The organism is Enteractinococcus helveticum (assembly GCF_001657475.1).
Lineage (GTDB): Bacteria > Actinomycetota > Actinomycetes > Actinomycetales > Micrococcaceae > Yaniella > Yaniella helvetica.
This window is the reverse complement of the sequence record NZ_LXEY01000014.1, coordinates 76478-92417: the sequence shown is the minus strand read 5'-3', so window position 1 is coordinate 92417 and position 15940 is coordinate 76478. Positions and strand designations below refer to the sequence as shown.

13 protein-coding genes are annotated in these 15940 nt (G+C 57.9%); 9 read left to right on the top strand and 4 right to left on the bottom strand.

Translation table 11 applies throughout. The features are described from left to right. Positions 1-9: 9 nt before the first annotated feature. Entirely contained in the window at positions 10-978 is a 969-nt protein-coding gene (locus tag A6F49_RS04720; protein WP_043057215.1) for an AraC-like ligand-binding domain-containing protein, read from the top strand. 57 nt (positions 979-1035) lie between these two features. On the opposite strand, the gene A6F49_RS04715 is transcribed toward A6F49_RS04720, so the two are convergent. Beyond that, on the bottom strand, positions 1036-2379 hold the full coding sequence (locus A6F49_RS04715; RefSeq protein ID WP_043057216.1) for a flavin monoamine oxidase family protein: 1344 nt from the start codon (positions 2377-2379) through the stop codon (positions 1036-1038). A 32-nt stretch (positions 2380-2411) separates the two neighbouring features. Next, positions 2412-3914: an APC family permease gene (locus A6F49_RS04710; protein ID WP_052504742.1), complete on the bottom strand. Its 1503-nt coding sequence runs from the start codon at positions 3912-3914 to the stop codon at positions 2412-2414. A gap of 218 nt (positions 3915-4132) precedes the next feature. Between A6F49_RS04710 and A6F49_RS04705 the strand changes: the two genes are divergently transcribed. Continuing rightward, positions 4133-4474, top strand: coding sequence for a cupin domain-containing protein (locus A6F49_RS04705; RefSeq protein WP_052504743.1), 342 nt, complete (start codon positions 4133-4135; stop codon positions 4472-4474). 76 nt (positions 4475-4550) lie between these two features. Here the strand turns inward: A6F49_RS04705 and A6F49_RS04700 are convergent, their stop codons facing one another. Beyond that, entirely contained in the window at positions 4551-4853 is a 303-nt protein-coding gene (locus tag A6F49_RS04700) for an MGMT family protein (protein WP_043057217.1), read from the bottom strand. Between the two features lie 321 nt (positions 4854-5174). On the opposite strand from A6F49_RS04700, the gene A6F49_RS04695 reads away from it, so the two are divergent. The 4 genes from A6F49_RS04695 to A6F49_RS04680 all read left to right on the top strand — a co-directional run bounded on the left by A6F49_RS04695 (position 5175) and on the right by A6F49_RS04680 (position 11013). Further along, positions 5175-6026, top strand: a complete 852-nt coding sequence (locus tag A6F49_RS04695; protein ID WP_043057218.1) for a Rieske (2Fe-2S) protein — start codon at positions 5175-5177, stop codon at positions 6024-6026. Positions 6027-6111: 85 nt separating this feature from the next. Next, positions 6112-6639 (top strand): DUF488 domain-containing protein, encoded by a 528-nt coding sequence (locus tag A6F49_RS04690; RefSeq protein WP_082911600.1) that lies wholly within the window; start codon positions 6112-6114, stop codon positions 6637-6639. Positions 6640-6685: 46 nt separating this feature from the next. Then, positions 6686-9205, top strand: coding sequence for an excinuclease ABC subunit UvrA (locus A6F49_RS04685; RefSeq protein WP_043057219.1), 2520 nt, complete (start codon positions 6686-6688; stop codon positions 9203-9205). A 296-nt stretch (positions 9206-9501) separates the two neighbouring features. Then, positions 9502-11013 (top strand): MFS transporter, encoded by a 1512-nt coding sequence (locus A6F49_RS04680; RefSeq protein ID WP_067605600.1) that lies wholly within the window; start codon positions 9502-9504, stop codon positions 11011-11013. A gap of 431 nt (positions 11014-11444) precedes the next feature. On the opposite strand, the gene A6F49_RS04675 is transcribed toward A6F49_RS04680, so the two are convergent. Next, the gene (locus tag A6F49_RS04675) at positions 11445-12320 is read right to left on the bottom strand and encodes a siderophore-interacting protein (protein WP_235604867.1); all 876 of its coding nucleotides are present in this window, start codon (positions 12318-12320) and stop codon (positions 11445-11447) included. A gap of 210 nt (positions 12321-12530) precedes the next feature. On the opposite strand from A6F49_RS04675, the gene gatC reads away from it, so the two are divergent. The 3 genes from gatC to gatB are packed head-to-tail and all read left to right on the top strand — an operon-like array spanning position 12531 to position 15882. Beyond that, on the top strand, positions 12531-12836 hold the full coding sequence (gatC, locus tag A6F49_RS04670) for an Asp-tRNA(Asn)/Glu-tRNA(Gln) amidotransferase subunit GatC (protein ID WP_043057220.1): 306 nt from the start codon (positions 12531-12533) through the stop codon (positions 12834-12836). Further along, entirely contained in the window at positions 12833-14377 is a 1545-nt protein-coding gene (gatA, locus tag A6F49_RS04665) for an Asp-tRNA(Asn)/Glu-tRNA(Gln) amidotransferase subunit GatA (RefSeq protein WP_043057221.1), read from the top strand. The genes gatC and gatA overlap by 4 nt, the downstream gene beginning before the upstream one ends. Next, a complete protein-coding gene (gatB, locus tag A6F49_RS04660; protein ID WP_043057222.1) occupies positions 14374-15882 on the top strand; it encodes an Asp-tRNA(Asn)/Glu-tRNA(Gln) amidotransferase subunit GatB in 1509 nt (502 codons plus the stop codon). Before gatA ends, gatB begins: the two co-directional genes overlap by 4 nt. Positions 15883-15940 lie beyond the last annotated feature (58 nt).

Genomic DNA, 15940 nt, shown 5'->3' with positions numbered 1-15940 from the left:
AAACTCGATATGCAACAACAGCAGCAAGACGCCGCAGTCCAACTCAATTCCGCTCCAGTACGAGACCAAGATTATTGGACCTGGGCCCAGAACGCTCAAGCAAGCTTTCCCAATATTGAACTCAGCACACCCGACCGACAAGCTTTCCGTGCAGGTCAGCACCACGTATCGCTGGGTGGGGTCGAACTTTTCGACATGTACACCGGTCCACATACGGTAACCCAAAGCAAGGTTGTACCGATTGCCGAGCATGAAGCGTTGTGCAAGCTCTCATTGCAATTTTCCGGGACCACAGTCCTGACTCAGGACGGTCGTGAATGTCTGCTCCAACCCGGTGACCTTGCCCTGTATGTCGCGCATCGTCCCTATACCCTGGACTATGCACAAGACCAGCGCAGTCTGATCATTCAGTTTCCACAAGAGCTGCTGCACTTGGTACAGAATCAGATCTCCCAAGTGACGGCGGTGCCCATTAGTGATGAATCTGGGCTTGGAAAAGTAGCCGTCCCACTCTTTAAACAACTCGCGCTGAACCTGCACATTTTGCAGGGACCACACGCGCTGCAGCTGGTACGGTCCGCTCTTGAAATGCTTGTCACGGTACTATTTGCAGCGGCCCGGAACCACGACGACCTGCAAGAAGACAATCCGCTATTTCAGCAGGCCGTGGCATTTATTGATGATCACTTGCACGATCCCCAGTTGGGACCGCAAATGATTGCCGACCATTTTTACGTCTCGCTGCGCCAACTCCACGGCAAATTCTCGGAAGAACATCAGACGGTCAGCGCCTATATCCGCAATGAACGCGTCCGACGAATCCGCGATGACCTTGCGAATCCGGCCTACCGTGATGAAACCGTTCAATCGATTAGTTCTAGGTACGGGCTCACCGATGCTTCACATGTTTCCAAATTATTTAAACAAACCTACGGTGAAACTCCTTCGGGTTATCGCAACTCCATTTTTAGTGTTTAAACGTCAACGGGTCACACGGCTGAAAAGCAGCAGCGTGACCCGTTGATTTTGTACGATTTATGCCTGCTGTCGGAAGTCTTGGATGATCCGACGTGCTGTTATCATGCCAGATTCTAGCGCGCCGTCAATGCAAACTCCGCGCCAGCCGTTCGACCATTCGGTCCCGGCAAAGAACATCTGAGTGCCAGTGTCTTTGAAGTTGTCCCAGCCATCGCTGAACTGGCCCCTCTGTAAGGTGCCCCAGGCCTGGCCGGACCATTTATCAGCAACCCAGTCATGCCCGGTGGAATCGACCACCTCAAGTTCCGGATTGAACTGGTTGATGATTTCTTGGGCTACCGCCGTATCGTTGAGATCAACCGCCGAGTGGTCCCCACCGAAGCCCACAAGAATGGTGGTGTTGTCATCGGTAAAGTACTCGGATCGCACCACCGACATCTTTGCGGGGAATGGCGCGTAGCCCAGGATCTTGTGGTGGCCTTTAATCTTGATCCAGATCTTGGCACCCTTGGAGTTCCAGCCGCGGTCGACCACCTTTTGCATCTTCTGCGGCAGTGCCGGAGAAAACTCGATCGTATTCATTGCCCCGGCTGGAACGGTGACAATCGTTGCATCAGCTGTGATAACTTCGCCATCTTCCAAAGTGAGTGATACGCCGTCGGTGGTGTGCTGAACCTTGGTCACTGGAGTATTCAGTCGAATATTGCAGGTCAGATCTTCAGCCATCGCGTTGTAGATGCCCTGCATCCCGTTGACCAGCTTGAATTTCAACGTGATGTCGTCCAGCAGTCCCAGATCCATATTCGACAGTGCCGCCCACTGCTTGGCCATCAAGGATGACCCGGTGTCTGGGTTGCCGATGTAGCCGGCTGCCCAGTAGGAGCTCATCAGATCGAGTTGTTCGTGGCTGAATTTTCCCGATTCACGGATGATGTCGAGCACGGATTTCTGGTCATCGGCCAGAAATTGTTCGCGCAGTTCTGCTGGTCCGTCATACCGGTCCGACAGAATCCACATTGGGTCTAACGGATTGGGAAAATATTCGTCGCCTCGGGCAAAGACTTCGGCCATGGCCGGACGCAGCAGTGCATCAACCTCGTCCATCGTGCCCTGGCAAGTTTCACCGGTAGAGCGATTCCAATACACAGTCTGCGGCTCGGGCGAGGCCACGATCGGTTGGTTGTAGCGCACGATCTCGGTCCAGGTGTGCGCCTGGTACCAGTGCACCCAGGTTGCCCCGAGTTCCAGCGGACGCCCCATCCGCTCCTCGGTCCAGGCACGCCCACCGATGCGATCCCGGGCTTCAATAATCTCGACGCTGATTCCGGCGGCTTGCAGTTCACGAGCTGCCATCAGGCCCGCAAATCCAGCACCGACTACAACAACATGTTTCTTCGTCACGACATTTGCCTTTCGTGTGAGTGTTCTGGGGTTTAGTTTGTGCTACGTTCGTTGTCATCAAGCGAGCCCTGGGCGATCGCAATTTCTTCGTCGTCGCTGATCATGTCCTGGTCACGCATTTCTTCGTAGTCTTGCGGACGACGGCGCTGAATAATTTCTCCCCAAATCAAGCCGAGTACGCCACTGAGAATAATCAGACCGGGCATGATGTAGATCAGCGCGGAGCCTGCTTCGGCATCGATCATCAAATCGAAATTGACCAGGATCATGATGAACACGGCGGTCAAACCGATGGTGGCGACGCTTGGTGCAATAACGCGCGTCCAAATGCCGCGCTGCAGCTGATTGGTACGGAACCATGCAATGATCGCAACCGAAGTGACGGCCAGCAAGAAGACCAGACCGAATGCCGCGGCGTTGGTCAGCCAGGTGAACAGCGTGATGACTGGGAACAGATCGCCCAGTTCGTGGCCAATGCCGGCGATCGCAAATCCCGCAACAACGACGAATGCAAGTCCTGACTGCATCATCGATCCGTTGCGTGGTGCACCGTTTGGTGCCGTCGTCCCCAGGGCCTTGGGTAGTACGGTTGAGCGGCCCAGTGCAAAGAAGTAGCGGGCCACGGCGTTGTGGAAGGCCAGCAGTACTGCCAGCAAACTGGTGACAAACAGCAGGTTGGCAAAATTCGCCAGCATCGGTGAGTGTTGGCCCAGCCAGTTGAAGATCAGATCTGGGCCGAAGGCCTGGGATTCTTCGACAACGCTGCTTGGCCCCACGCCAACGCCGACTGCCCAGGCAGAAAATGCGTAGAACAGTGCGATAACGATCAGCGCAATATAGGTTGCTCGCGCTACGGTGCGACGTGGGTCAACAACTTCTTCGGAGTAGATGGCGCCGGATTCAAATCCCATAAACGCTGCGACGCCGAAGGCCAGCAGCACGCCGATGCCGGGAACGAAGAACTCATCGGCGGCAAAAGCAGCGGCCGAAACACCTTCTGGGGCAATCGAGATGGCCATGATGTCAACAATGACCACGACCACGAATTCCAGCATGACGACGACGCCGAGCACCTTAGCTGACAGATCAATAGATCGGACACCAAGCAATGCAACGATCAGCCAGGCCGCCAGTGCGGTCAACCACCACGGTAGGGCTAGCCCGGTGAAGTTGGCGATGAGGTTGGAGGCGGCAAAACCGAACAGCCCGTAGAGCCCGATCTGCATCATGTTGTACGACACCAGCGCCAGGATGGCCGCGGCGATGCCCTGCCGGTTCCCCAGGCCCTCGGTCACGTACGCGTAGAAGGCACCGGCATTTTGAATTTCCCGGCTCATGTCCGTGTAGCCCACGGCAAAGAGCACCAGGATCAGTCCAAGCACAATATAGGTTTGCGGCACCCCGAGAAGTCCGGCAACCGCATAGTTGGTCGGAATACCTCCGGCCAGAACGGTTAGTGGAGCCGAGGCCGCGATGATAATAAAAACCAGCGATGCGGTGGACAGACGCCGCCGATCTAAACGTGTACTTTCCATTTGGGGTCTCCTAAGTCCAAACAATAATCCCAGTGTGGCCCACAACACGCAGTGATTGATTGGCCGTGCGTGCACGCCACTTGGTAAACAGTGCCGGACCTCACATTTGCCGTGCACCCCTGGGCAAGACCTGTGCACTGGGATCACAGAATCAGCAGACGCCCATCAGCCAAGATCAATGCGTAGCCAGTTTGAGTTGTCGAAAATAAGGAGACTTCATGACCTACGATATTGGCCGCCTGGCCGAGGCCGAATTCCAGCCCTTCCCCCACCCAGCCGACCCTTCGAAATCAGCCGGTGAGTTCGCGTGGATTCGCCAGGGCAAGGCCCAGTTCTGGCGTGGGACTCAAGACACCATGCCACAGGTAGCGCCCTACCCATTTGCCCGGGCCGAAATTATCCACGTCATCGAAGGCGCTGTTGACATTGAAATGCCCGACGGCGAGGTGATCCATCTGGGTGTCGGCGATGTCGGTGCGTTTGATCAGAACATCGACACCACGTGGACGTTTACCTTCCCGTTCACCAAGCTTTCGGTGTTTCCCGAAGACGACGCCTAACGGGTCTTCCGACCACGGGCCTGCAGTCATCCAAGAGCGGTGGCAGCAGGCCCGTCGTCGTTTTCTACAACTCGGTTTATTCGAGATCGGCGGGGTCGTCGTCAGGGTCCCACCGGTAGCGTTGCATATCGATTTTATCGCCCGGGATCTCGAGCCCTTCGTCGCGCAGCATGGGAAGTTGCTGAGGTTTGGCCACGGTGCCGTCGGTTCGCACGATGCGCTGCCATGGCAGATCGCCGCCGTCTTCTCTCAGAACCCACCCGATAATGCGCGGACTGGGAGCATCCGTCATCGCGGCAATATCTCCGTAGGATGCAACCCGGCCGCGCGGCACACGCGCAATGGCCGCACGGATGCGCTCATGTGTTTCTTCATCCATGGTTCCATTGTCACATGCCGCGCAAGAACCGGGTTCGGCGATCATCCGGCCAGGTGCAAGTACAGTGCTGGGCATATTGCTCTACGATTTTTCAAGCTCCCCCGCATGAGGGCGCGGAAGTCACGGCGTCGTCAGTACTCAACGGTATGGCCAGATCCGCGCCAACGGTATGACAATCATTGAATATCGCTGCATTGCGGCGAGTCTCAGGGGATGTCAAAAGCGCCTGTCAAAAGCTAAGGTGGCGGGTACTACGACCGATACAAATATTGGTGAACAGCAGCTGATCTGCCATCTGTTTGAAGAAAGAGGGAACAGCGCATGTTTGGGTTATCACGTGTCGTCAAACGTATCGAACAAGAAAAAACCTTGGACGAAATCTCTGAACCACTGTCCAAGTGGTATTCAAAGCTGACTGCTCCAGATCCGGTGAAGTATGTACTGTCCGGTTCTTGGCTGGGGCATCAACTCCACCCGATGCTCACCGACCTGCCGATTGGCGCGTGGGTTATGGCCAGCGCACTGGATGTCACCGGCGGTAAGAAGATGCAGCCGGCGAGCCAACGACTCGTGGCGCTGGGTTTCTTGTCCGCGATCCCAACCGCGATCACTGGCGCGTCAGACTGGTCCGAATCCTATGGCAAGGAACAACGCGTCGGCATGGCGCATATTCTCGGCAATGCCTGGGGCATCACTCTGCAAGGACTGTCTTGGGTGGCTCGCAAAAACGACCGCCACAAACTCGGTGCGGGTTTATCACTCCTGGGGCTCGGATTCACGACCTCTGCGGCGTATCTCGGAGGTCATTTGACGCTGAACGACGGCGTCGGAGTCAATCACACGGCATTTGAACAGCGGACGAAGAAATGGACCGACGTCGCGGCCGAAGATGACGTGCAGGAAGGTCAACTCATCCGCGTCACCGCCAATAAGACCCCCGTGGTGTTGACACGTCACCAGGGTGAACTCCACGCACTGTCGGCCACCTGCGCTCACGCGGGCGGCCCACTGAATAAAGGACACATTGAGGACGACTGCATTGTGTGCCCTTGGCATCACAGCAAATTCCGCATCACTGACGGGACTCCGATGCGCGGCCCGGCAGGTTCGGCTCAACCCACCTGGGACGTGCGCGCCCAAGAAGGCCGCGTCCTGGTCAAAGCAGCCGACTAACGCTGCCCACTATCTGTGTGACGCATCGGCAAGCACCTTGCGTGCTGTCGGTGCGTCACGTGTTGTCTGGTGAGGGGAATGTTCTGTGACGCAGGTGTTCTATACGATTGGTCACTCCAACCGGAGTATCGAAGAGTTTTACGAACTCCTCGAGGAACACCATATTGCCCACGTGGTGGATGTGCGGAAGCTCCCCGGGTCAAAGCGCTACCCTCACTTCAACGCCGATACCTTGGGCAACTATCTGGCAGAACACGACGTCCAATTTTCTCGCAGTGCGGGCCTAACTGGACGACGCAAGGTCAGCAAAGATATCCCCTTCCAGGTCAATGCCTGGTGGCAGAATCGCAGCTTTCACAACTATGCCGACCACGCCCTGTCACAGGAATTCCACGAGGCGCTGCGCGACTTAGAAAAGCGCGGCACCGAAACCTCGACGGCGATTATGTGTTCCGAGGCGGTCTGGTGGCGTTGTCACCGTCGGATCATCGCCGACTATCTGCTGGTGCATAACCATCAGGTGGAACACATTCTGGGCCCCGGTCAGCTGATGTCCGCAGAACTCAGTGACGGCGCCGTCGTGCAAGATGACGGCACAATCCACTACGCATGATCAATTGGCCGCTAGCGTTGAAGTATCAAACAACTGAAGGGTGGCCATGACAACATACAGTGACGCTGACTTTGTGCGCGTGGTAGACGCCAAACTGCACAACCTCAACAACGTTTCGGTGGAATTCCCGCGCGGTGCCGTCGTCGCCTTTACCGGAGTTTCAGGTTCCGGGAAATCGTCCCTGGCCTTTGGCACGATTCACGGTGAGGCACAGCGCAAGTATTTGGAATCAGTCGCCCCGTTTGCTCGACGGCTCATTGGATCGGCGGTTGACCCGCAAGTCGAACTGGTCGAAGGCATGCCACCCACGGTCGCACTAGAACAGCGCACTTCGGCTGGCGGGGCGCGTTCCGACGTCGGAACGATTTCAGCCCTGTCGAACTCGCTGCGCCTGTTATTTTCTCGGGCCGGGGATCATCCTGAACACATCTTGGACAGCTCACATGGGATCGCCGGTGGTCGGCTAACGGCTGGACACTTCTCGCCCTACACTTCAGAAGGCATGTGCCCGGACTGTCAGGGGGTGGGGAAACAATTCGAGCCGGCCGAAGAACTCATGGTCCCGGATCCCAACTTGAGCATTCTCGATGGCGCGATTGCAGCCTGGCCCGGGGCGTGGTTGGGCAAGAACTTCCGCGAAATACTGGAAACCCTCGGCGTCGATACGGCGCGTCCGTGGCGCGAACTCGATGAGGCCACCAAGCAGTGGATCCTGTATACCGATGAGACCCCAATCATCACGGTTCTACCCGTCCGAGAAGCCGGGCGCACCCAAGGGCCGTATGAAGGCAAATGGGAATCGGTGTCTCGGTATCTGCGTCGCACGGTGGCCGCGACCCAATCAGACAAAAACCGAGCCCGTGCCCTGAGTTTCTTCACCGCCAGCACCTGTCCAACGTGTCACGGTCACCGGCTCAACCCGGCCGCGCTGCAGGTGCGCTACCTCGATGCGGCCATCTGGGAACTGACACACCTGGATCTGGATGCGCTGCTGGCACTGCTACGGCGTCGTTATAACCATATCGCCACGCGTGCTCCGCGAGATGACGGTCCAGAAATCGGTGCCGAACGGATTCTGCTGCCCACAACGCTGGCGATCTTGGACGCGGTCACCCAGCTGGGCCTCGGGCACTTATCGATGGACCGCCCCGCTGACACCCTGTCCACCGGGGAACTGCAGCGGCTCCGTCTGGCCTCCCAGGTTCATGAGGGACTCTTCGGCGTGGCCTACGTGCTCGATGAGCCGTCAGCGGGTCTGCACCCGGCAGAAAAACACACGCTGTCGAAACTCTTCGCGCGCTTTATCGCTGAGGGGAACTCCGTGCTATTGGTGGAACATGACATGTCACTGGTGACCCAGGCCGATTGGGTTATCGACGTCGGCCCCAAAGCCGGGGTGCATGGTGGCCGGATCGTGTATTCAGGACCGACTCACGGTCTGGCCACTGTGGAGGAATCCATCACGGCTCGCTTTGTGCACCCCGGGCCGCTGCGCCTCAATGATGCACCGCGCCATCCCGTCCGTGGCGAATTGAAACTGGCAGGAATTACTGCTCGGAACATCGTGGACCAGGACGTCACTATTCCTCTGGGTCAGCTCACTGCCGTCACCGGCGTCTCGGGTTCAGGCAAGTCCACCCTGGTAACGCATGTGATCGGAAGTCTCGTCCGTAAAGCAGTGTCGACCACCGTGACGGATGAACCGGCTGGCGAGGAAGCTACCACCGACGACGCCGTTGCAGTCACCTCGGTGGCAGGACTGGAACAGATTCAGCGTCTGGTCCACATTACCCAGCGGCCAATTGGTCGGACTCCCCGATCCGTGGTGGCAACCTATACCGGGCTATTTGATCGAGTTCGCCGAATCTTTGCCGACACGGATCAAGCGCGACGACGCGACTGGGGCATTGGCAGGTTCTCGTTCAATGTAGCCGAAGGGCGCTGTCCGGAATGTTCCGGGCTTGGCCAGATCGAGGTGGAACTCATTTTTCTACCGGGCTCATATGCCACCTGTCCGGTGTGCCACGGTCAGCGGTTCAATCAAGAAACGCTGACCATCACCTGGCGCGGCTTTACGGTGGCAGATATTCTAGCGCTGTCAGTGGCTGAAGCGAAGTCGGTTTTTGAAGATGAGCCACACGTCTTGCGGGCGCTGCAGGCTCTGGAGGCCATCGGATTGGGCTACATTACCCTCGGCCAGCGGGCAACAGAACTCTCCGGCGGTGAGGCCCAGCGCATCAAACTGGCCACTGAGCTGCAACGCAACGCCGCGGCCCACACCCTATATCTCTTCGATGAGCCTTCCACAGGATTGCACCCGGCCGACGTCGATTTACTCAACGCACAACTGCATCGGCTCGTCGATCAGGGACACACGGTGATTGTGGCAGAACATCACCAGGCGATGATCGCCACGGCAGACCATGTCATCGACCTGGGACCTGGTGCTGGTGACGACGGTGGACGGGTTATTGCCGCCACAACTCCAGCTCGGCTCGCAGCGCTTTCAGGCTCGCTCACCGGACAATATCTTGCAGCTGAGGCTGACATCATAAAGGCGGGTTAGAAATATCACCATTCGGCTCTTAGCGACCCGAAAAACGAGGTGCCACAAAAAGGCAACAGTTGAGGCACGATTATTTTTTGTGACCGACTTGCGGTAACCCTGTGACCAATTGGGCAAATTTGTCCAGGGGCTTTGATTGAGTATGCAAAATATACGTCGCATCGCATTGTGACGCCTTCGGAGAGCCTAGTGCCCCGATTCACGAAAATGGTGGTTTTGCACCGAATTTGTAGATTTGCGTGACGGCAAAAAGAGGAGGAAAGTGGATTCGTTGCAATGAAAGGTGAAACACAGCTATGCGTCCACAGGTCACAAATAGCGCAGGCGGATCGTCTTCACAGCCGAGCCCCAGTGCAAAGGAAATCACACCGAAAGAACGTCGTCGCGTTCTGACTGGAACCCTGATGGGTACCGTCATCGAATGGTACGACTTCTTCATCTACGCTCTTGCGGCAAACATTGTTCTTGGTCCACTCTTCTTTGCCCCCGCTGGCCAAGAATTCGAGCGCATCGTCTCGCTGGTCACCATCGGTCTGTCCTTCTTATTCCGTCCATTGGGCGCAGCAATCGCAGGCCGCTTGGGCGACCGGTTCGGACGCAAACCGCTGTTGGTCATCACCCTGATCATGATGGGTCTTGCAACCACGACGATGGGCTTGCTACCAACCTACGAACAGATTGGCCTCTGGGCACCATTCTTACTGCTTGCACTGCGTATCCTGCAGGGTATCTCCGCAGGTGGTGAATGGGGTGGTGCGGTCCTGATGTCCGTGGAGTATGCACCAAAGGGCCGCCGTGGATTCTTCGGAGCGTTCCCACAGATCGGCGTGCCAACCGGTATGCTCCTGGCTTCTGCTGTGCTCGCCGTCGTGAACTGGATCGCACCCGGTCAAGCCTTCTACGATTGGGGATGGCGCATCCCATTCCTATTGTCCCTAATCTTGGTCGTTGTCGGGCTCTTCGTTCGCTCCGCAGTCGATGAATCACCGGTCTTCAACGAGATTGCTGAACTCAAGAGCAACGATAAAGCAGCTGGCAAAGTCAACGTCAAACCACCGAAACTTTTCCCGAAATTCGGCATCATCGTGATGTTCGGCATCCTGCTGATCGCAGGCAACGGCGCCTCGGGTTACATGATCACCGGTGGCTATATCCAAGGTATGACAACACGTCCAGTTGACGACGGCGGCCTGGGCTACGACCAGGTCGGCGTCCAATTAGCCGTATTGGTTGCCGCTGCCGTGTGGCTCATCTCGACACTGACGTCGGGCTGGTTAGCTGATAAATTCGGACGCCGCCGAGTCATGGCACTGGGCTGGTTCGTCCAGGCTGCCGGTATTATCCCGCTGTTTGAATTGATCAAGAACTTCGGCGTGCTGGGCGTCTTGGTGAGCACCTCGCTGCTGGCCATTGGCCTGGGTATGACCTACGGTCCACAAGCCGTGTGGTACGCCGAGCTGTTCCCAGCATCCGTTCGGTACTCCGGTGTTTCAATCTCGTATGCACTCGGTGCGATTCTGGGCGGCGCGTTCGCTCCGACCATCGCCGAGCTGCTGATGAACGGCTTTGGCACTACCTGGGCGATTGTCATCTACTTGTTGGTGATGGCTGCACTGGGTCTGCTGGGTACCGTGATGCTCAAAGAAACCCGCGACATCCGCATCGACTACCAGTTCGAAGCGAGCGGTGACTGGGATAAATGGAATAATCGTGAGCTCCCACTGTCCGAATGCCTCGTGGAAGATGAACCGCAACAGTCGGCCCCGGTCATGGCCGAAGCAGCAACGTCCGAACCCACGAAGCTGTAACACACAAGACTTCTCAAAAGTGTCGGGGTTGTATCTTCACGTGATGCAGCCCCGACGCTTTTGTGTCTTTATTCGCCTCACAAGCTGGTACGGCCCCAGCCGGCTACAGCTGGGGTGTGCGGAGAACATTATTGAGGGCACCAAGCGCTACTGCTGGTGACGCAAGGTCTTGCAGCTTCGTCAGCTGATGACTTCTTCCACGCTTCCCAATATAAATATCGCCGAGTCTTCTCTTGGGCGGTGGTCCGATATTATGTGCGCAAAACTTACACATTACCGCCGTGTGGCCAGCTGGGCGGGTGAGCGAAGGACTGTTTGAACCAAAACCGCGAACCCCACCAAGACGCCACACTTGAGGCATCTCGATGGGGTTCCGCGGTTTGTGGTCATGTGCCAACGGTCATTGCGTTGTCACTACAGACTGAAGGCCTCTAGTACTGTAGTCCAGCTTCTGGATAAATCTGGCCGATCGGCAATGTCTTTTCGGCCTGGAAATCATCTTCGGCGCGACCGTAGGCCCAGTAGGCCGACAGCGACATATCGCTCCGTTCGACGCCGCGTTCTTCGTTGAGGTATACGCGCAGGGACTTCATGATCTCGCGTTCGCCGTGCACAAAGGCCTGGACGCGTCCGTCACGCCACGAGAGAGCCTTGACGGCCTGTTCGATCACCGTGGATTCGGGAGTGAAGGGGCCACCGCGGTGCAACCAGGTGACTTCTACGCCTTTCGGGGCGGTCAAGTTCCATTCGTCGTCGCCGGTCGCAACCTCAATCAGCGCGTGGCCCACGGCGTCCTCAGGCATCGCTGCCAGGGCGGCGCCAATGGCAGGAATCGCCGCCTCATCTCCGATCAGCAGGTGCCAGTCGGCTGCTGGATCGGGCTGGAATTTGCCGCCCGGACCGGAGAATTGCAGCAGGTCGCCGACCTTGGCCTGATCAGCCCAGGGGCCTGCTAGCCCATCGGCACCGTGAATGACAAAGTCCATTTTCAGGGTTTTGGCGTCGTGATCGACCGAGTGCACGGTGTAGGTGCGGCGCAGGGGCATCTCATCTTTGGGCAGGGTTTTGCGCAGCTCATCAAGATCAAATGGTGGTACCAGCCCGGCGTCAGGGTTCTGCGGCAGCAGGAGTTTGACGTATTTATCAACCGCCTCGGAATCCTGAAAGAGGTCGAAATCTGGACCTCCGAATGTGATGCGCTTAAAGGTCGGCGACAGTTCCTCGACGTCGACGACCTCCATGACCATTTGGCGTTGACGTGGACGGCGGACACGAGCGCTCGCTTCGCGAGCAGACTGCTGAGTCAAGAAATCTCCTTGAATTAGAACACATGGTTATTGCCTAATATATAAGGCTAGCCTCAGATCGCGCGATTGTGAAGAGAAGTCTCGGCGAGCACAATGCTCTCAACTGGGCCAAGTTGAAGAAAAACTGCTGTACATATCACAGGTCCTATCCTGTACGGTCCCGACGGGTTTACACTGGCATCACAACAGCCCCCGAGGTGAAGGAGCGCCATGTCTGACCTGACCCGGGACCAGATCACCCACCTGGCCCAATTGGCTCATGTGAATCTGACCGAAGAAGAATTAAACCGGATGTCGCAGGAAGTCAGTAAGATCCTCGACTCAGTTGCCAAGGTCCAAGAAGTCGACACCGAACACGTGATGCCGACCTCGCATCCGATTGCCCTAACGAATGTGTACCGTGATGACGTCGTCGGGCCGGTACTGAGTCAACAAGAGGCGCTATCCGGTGCGCCCGACGCCGAGGCTGGCCGCTTCAAGGTGCCAGCCATTCTGCATGCGGAGGATGACCGATGACCCCCGAGCAGATGATTCGACTGACGGCCTTAGAGATGGCCGAGCACCTGCGGGCCGGGACGTTGACCTCGGTTAAGCTGACGCGCGCGCATTTTGACCGCATCAAAGCAATTGACGGCACGGCCGAAGAAGGCATTCACGCGTTTCTGCATCTCAACGAAGCAGAAGCGATGGCCGTGGCCGAGCAGGTGGATGCGATCCGTGCGTCCGGTGGCCCCGAAGCCGATGAGCTGCACCCGTTGGCCGGGGTGCCGATTGCGATCAAAGACAATATTGTCACGATCGGCCAGCCCACCACGGCGGCGTCGAAAATTTTAGAGGGCTGGATGCCGCCCTATGATGCCACCGTGATCCGCACAATTCGGGCGGCGAAACTGCCGATTCTAGGCAAGACGAACCTCGATGAATTCGCGATGGGGTCTACCACTGAGTACTCGGCCTACGGGGTGACTCGCAATCCGTGGGATCTGCACCGTGCCCCGGGTGGTTCCGGTGGTGGTTCGGCCGCTGCGGTCGGGGCCTTTATGGCACCGCTGGCCCTGGGCAGTGACACGGGTGGGTCGATTCGCGAGCCGGCGGCGTTTACCGGAACGGTCGGCGCCAAGCCAACGTACGGGTCGGTATCTCGCTACGGTTTGATTGCCATGGCGTCGTCGCTGGACCAGATTGGCCCGGTCGCCCGGACCACCGCCGATGCGGCCGCGCTGCACGAGCTGATTGCCGGGCACGATCCGAAGGACTCCACATCGCTGCATACCCAGTGGGATACGCTGCTGGAGGCGACCAAGCGTCACGACTTATCTGGGCTGCGCATCGGGGTGCTGCAGGAGTTACAGGGCCCGGGTTTTACCGACGGTATTTGGGAGAAATTCCAGGAAACCTTGGACATGTTGCGTAAGGCCGGGGCTGACGTTACCACGGTCGAATGCCCGCACATGCCCTACGCCCTGCACGCCTATTATTTGATTGTGCCCTCGGAAGTGTCGTCGAATTTGGCGCGTTTTGACGGGGTGCGCTACGGCAAACGGGTGGTCCCCGAGGGTGGTGGCACCGTGGCCGAGGTGATGGCCGCCACCAGGGCTGCTGGTTTTGGTGATGAGGCCAAGCGCCGCATCATTTTGGGCACCTTTGCCCTGTCGGCCGGGTATGTGGATGCCTATTATGGCACCGCGCAGCGGATCCGCACCCTGGTTATCAAGGATCTGCACGACGCGTTTGAACACGTTGATGTGATGGTTTCCCCGACGACGCCGACGGTGGCCGTGCGTCTGGGTGATCAGTTGGAGAACCCGTTGACCATGTATCTCAACGACGTCGTCACTATTCCGGCAAATCTTGCGGGGATCCCGGCGATCTCGATTCCGGCTGGCACCGCTGAACATGGCATGCCGGTCGGTTTGCACATTCAAGGCCCGGCGAAATCCGATGCCAGGATCTACCGGGTGGCCGCGGCCATTGAGTCGCTGGTCGAGGCCGATCTTGGCAAGCCGTTTTACGACCTCGCCCCCGAGGTTCCGCGCGTACAAGGAGCTCGTTCATGACCGCAACTACCACGCTGCCCTTTGCCGATGCCGTGGCGCAATTCGATCCGGTGCTCGGGCTTGAAATCCACGTGGAACTCAATACGGCAACCAAAATGTTCTCGGAAGCCCCCAATGCGTTCGGAGATGAGCCCAACACGAATGTCACCGAGGTGGACCTTGGCATGCCGGGCGTGCTGCCGGTGGTCAATCGCACCGCGGTCGAATCCGCCATCAAACTCGGGTTGGCGTTGAATTGCACCATCGCGCCGCGCTCGGAATTTGCGCGCAAGCACTATTTCTACCCGGATCTGCCCAAGAACTTTCAGACCTCGCAGTACGAACAGGCGATCGCCCAAAACGGTTGGGTCGACGTCGAGCTGGAGGACGGCACCGTATTTCGGGTCGACATCGAACGCGCCCACTTAGAAGAGGACGCCGGCAAGCTGACCCACGTGGGCGAATCCGGCCGCATTCATGCGGCCTCGCACGCGCTGGTGGATCTGAACCGCGCCGGGGTGCCCCTCATTGAGATCGTGTCAAAACCGATTCCAGGCGCCGGCGACCGCGCACCCGAACTTGCCCGGGCTTATGTCCAAACCATCCGCGATATTGTGCTGGCCCTGGGCATCTCGGATGCCCGCATGGAACGCGGCAACCTGCGCTGCGATGCCAACGTCTCGCTGATGCCCAAGGGCGCCAAACAATTCGGTACCCGCACCGAAACCAAAAACGTGAACTCGCTGCGCGCGATCGGTCATGCGGTGGAGTACGAAATTCGCCGCCAGGCCGCGATCCTGAGTGTCGGCGAACCGGTCATCCAACAGACCCGGCACTGGCAGGAAGAAACTCGGACGACGACGCCGGGCCGGACTAAATCCGATGCCGATGATTACCGTTACTTCCCCGAACCTGACCTGGTACCCATCGTGGTGGACCAGGCCTGGCTTGACCAGTTGGCCGCACAGCTTCCCGAGCTGCCCGCGGCTCGTCGTCACCGACTCAAAGCTCAATGGGGATTATCGGATGCAGCCTTCCGGGATATAGTCAATGCCGATGCCCTGGATGTTGTCGAACAGACCATTACCGCCGGGGCCTCCCCCGCTGCCGCCGGGAAATGGTGGATGGGTGAAATCGCCCGCCTGGCCAATGCCACCGACACCGGTGTCACCGAGCTAGGCATTACCCCGCAACACGTAGTTGAGCTTGAAATCCTGATCACCGCTGGCACGATCAATGACCGCCTGGCCCGCCAGGTGCTAGGGCATGTGGCCGACGGCGAGGGCAGTCCGGCCGAGGTGGTCGCTTCACGTTCGCTGGCGGTCGTCTCCGATGACGCCGCACTGACCGCCGCGATCGATGTTGCGATTGCCTCCAACCCGGATGTGGTGGCAAAAGTTCAAGCCGGCAAGACCCAGGCGATCGGTGCGTTAATTGGGCCGGTCATGCAAGCCACCGGCGGCAAGGCCGATGCCGGGCGGGTCCGTCAATTGTTATTCGAAAAACTCGGGCTGGGGAATACGTAACTCTTTCTTCAACACTGTTCTACTATTGGGAAAATGCACGCGGATTTTCCCAATAGTA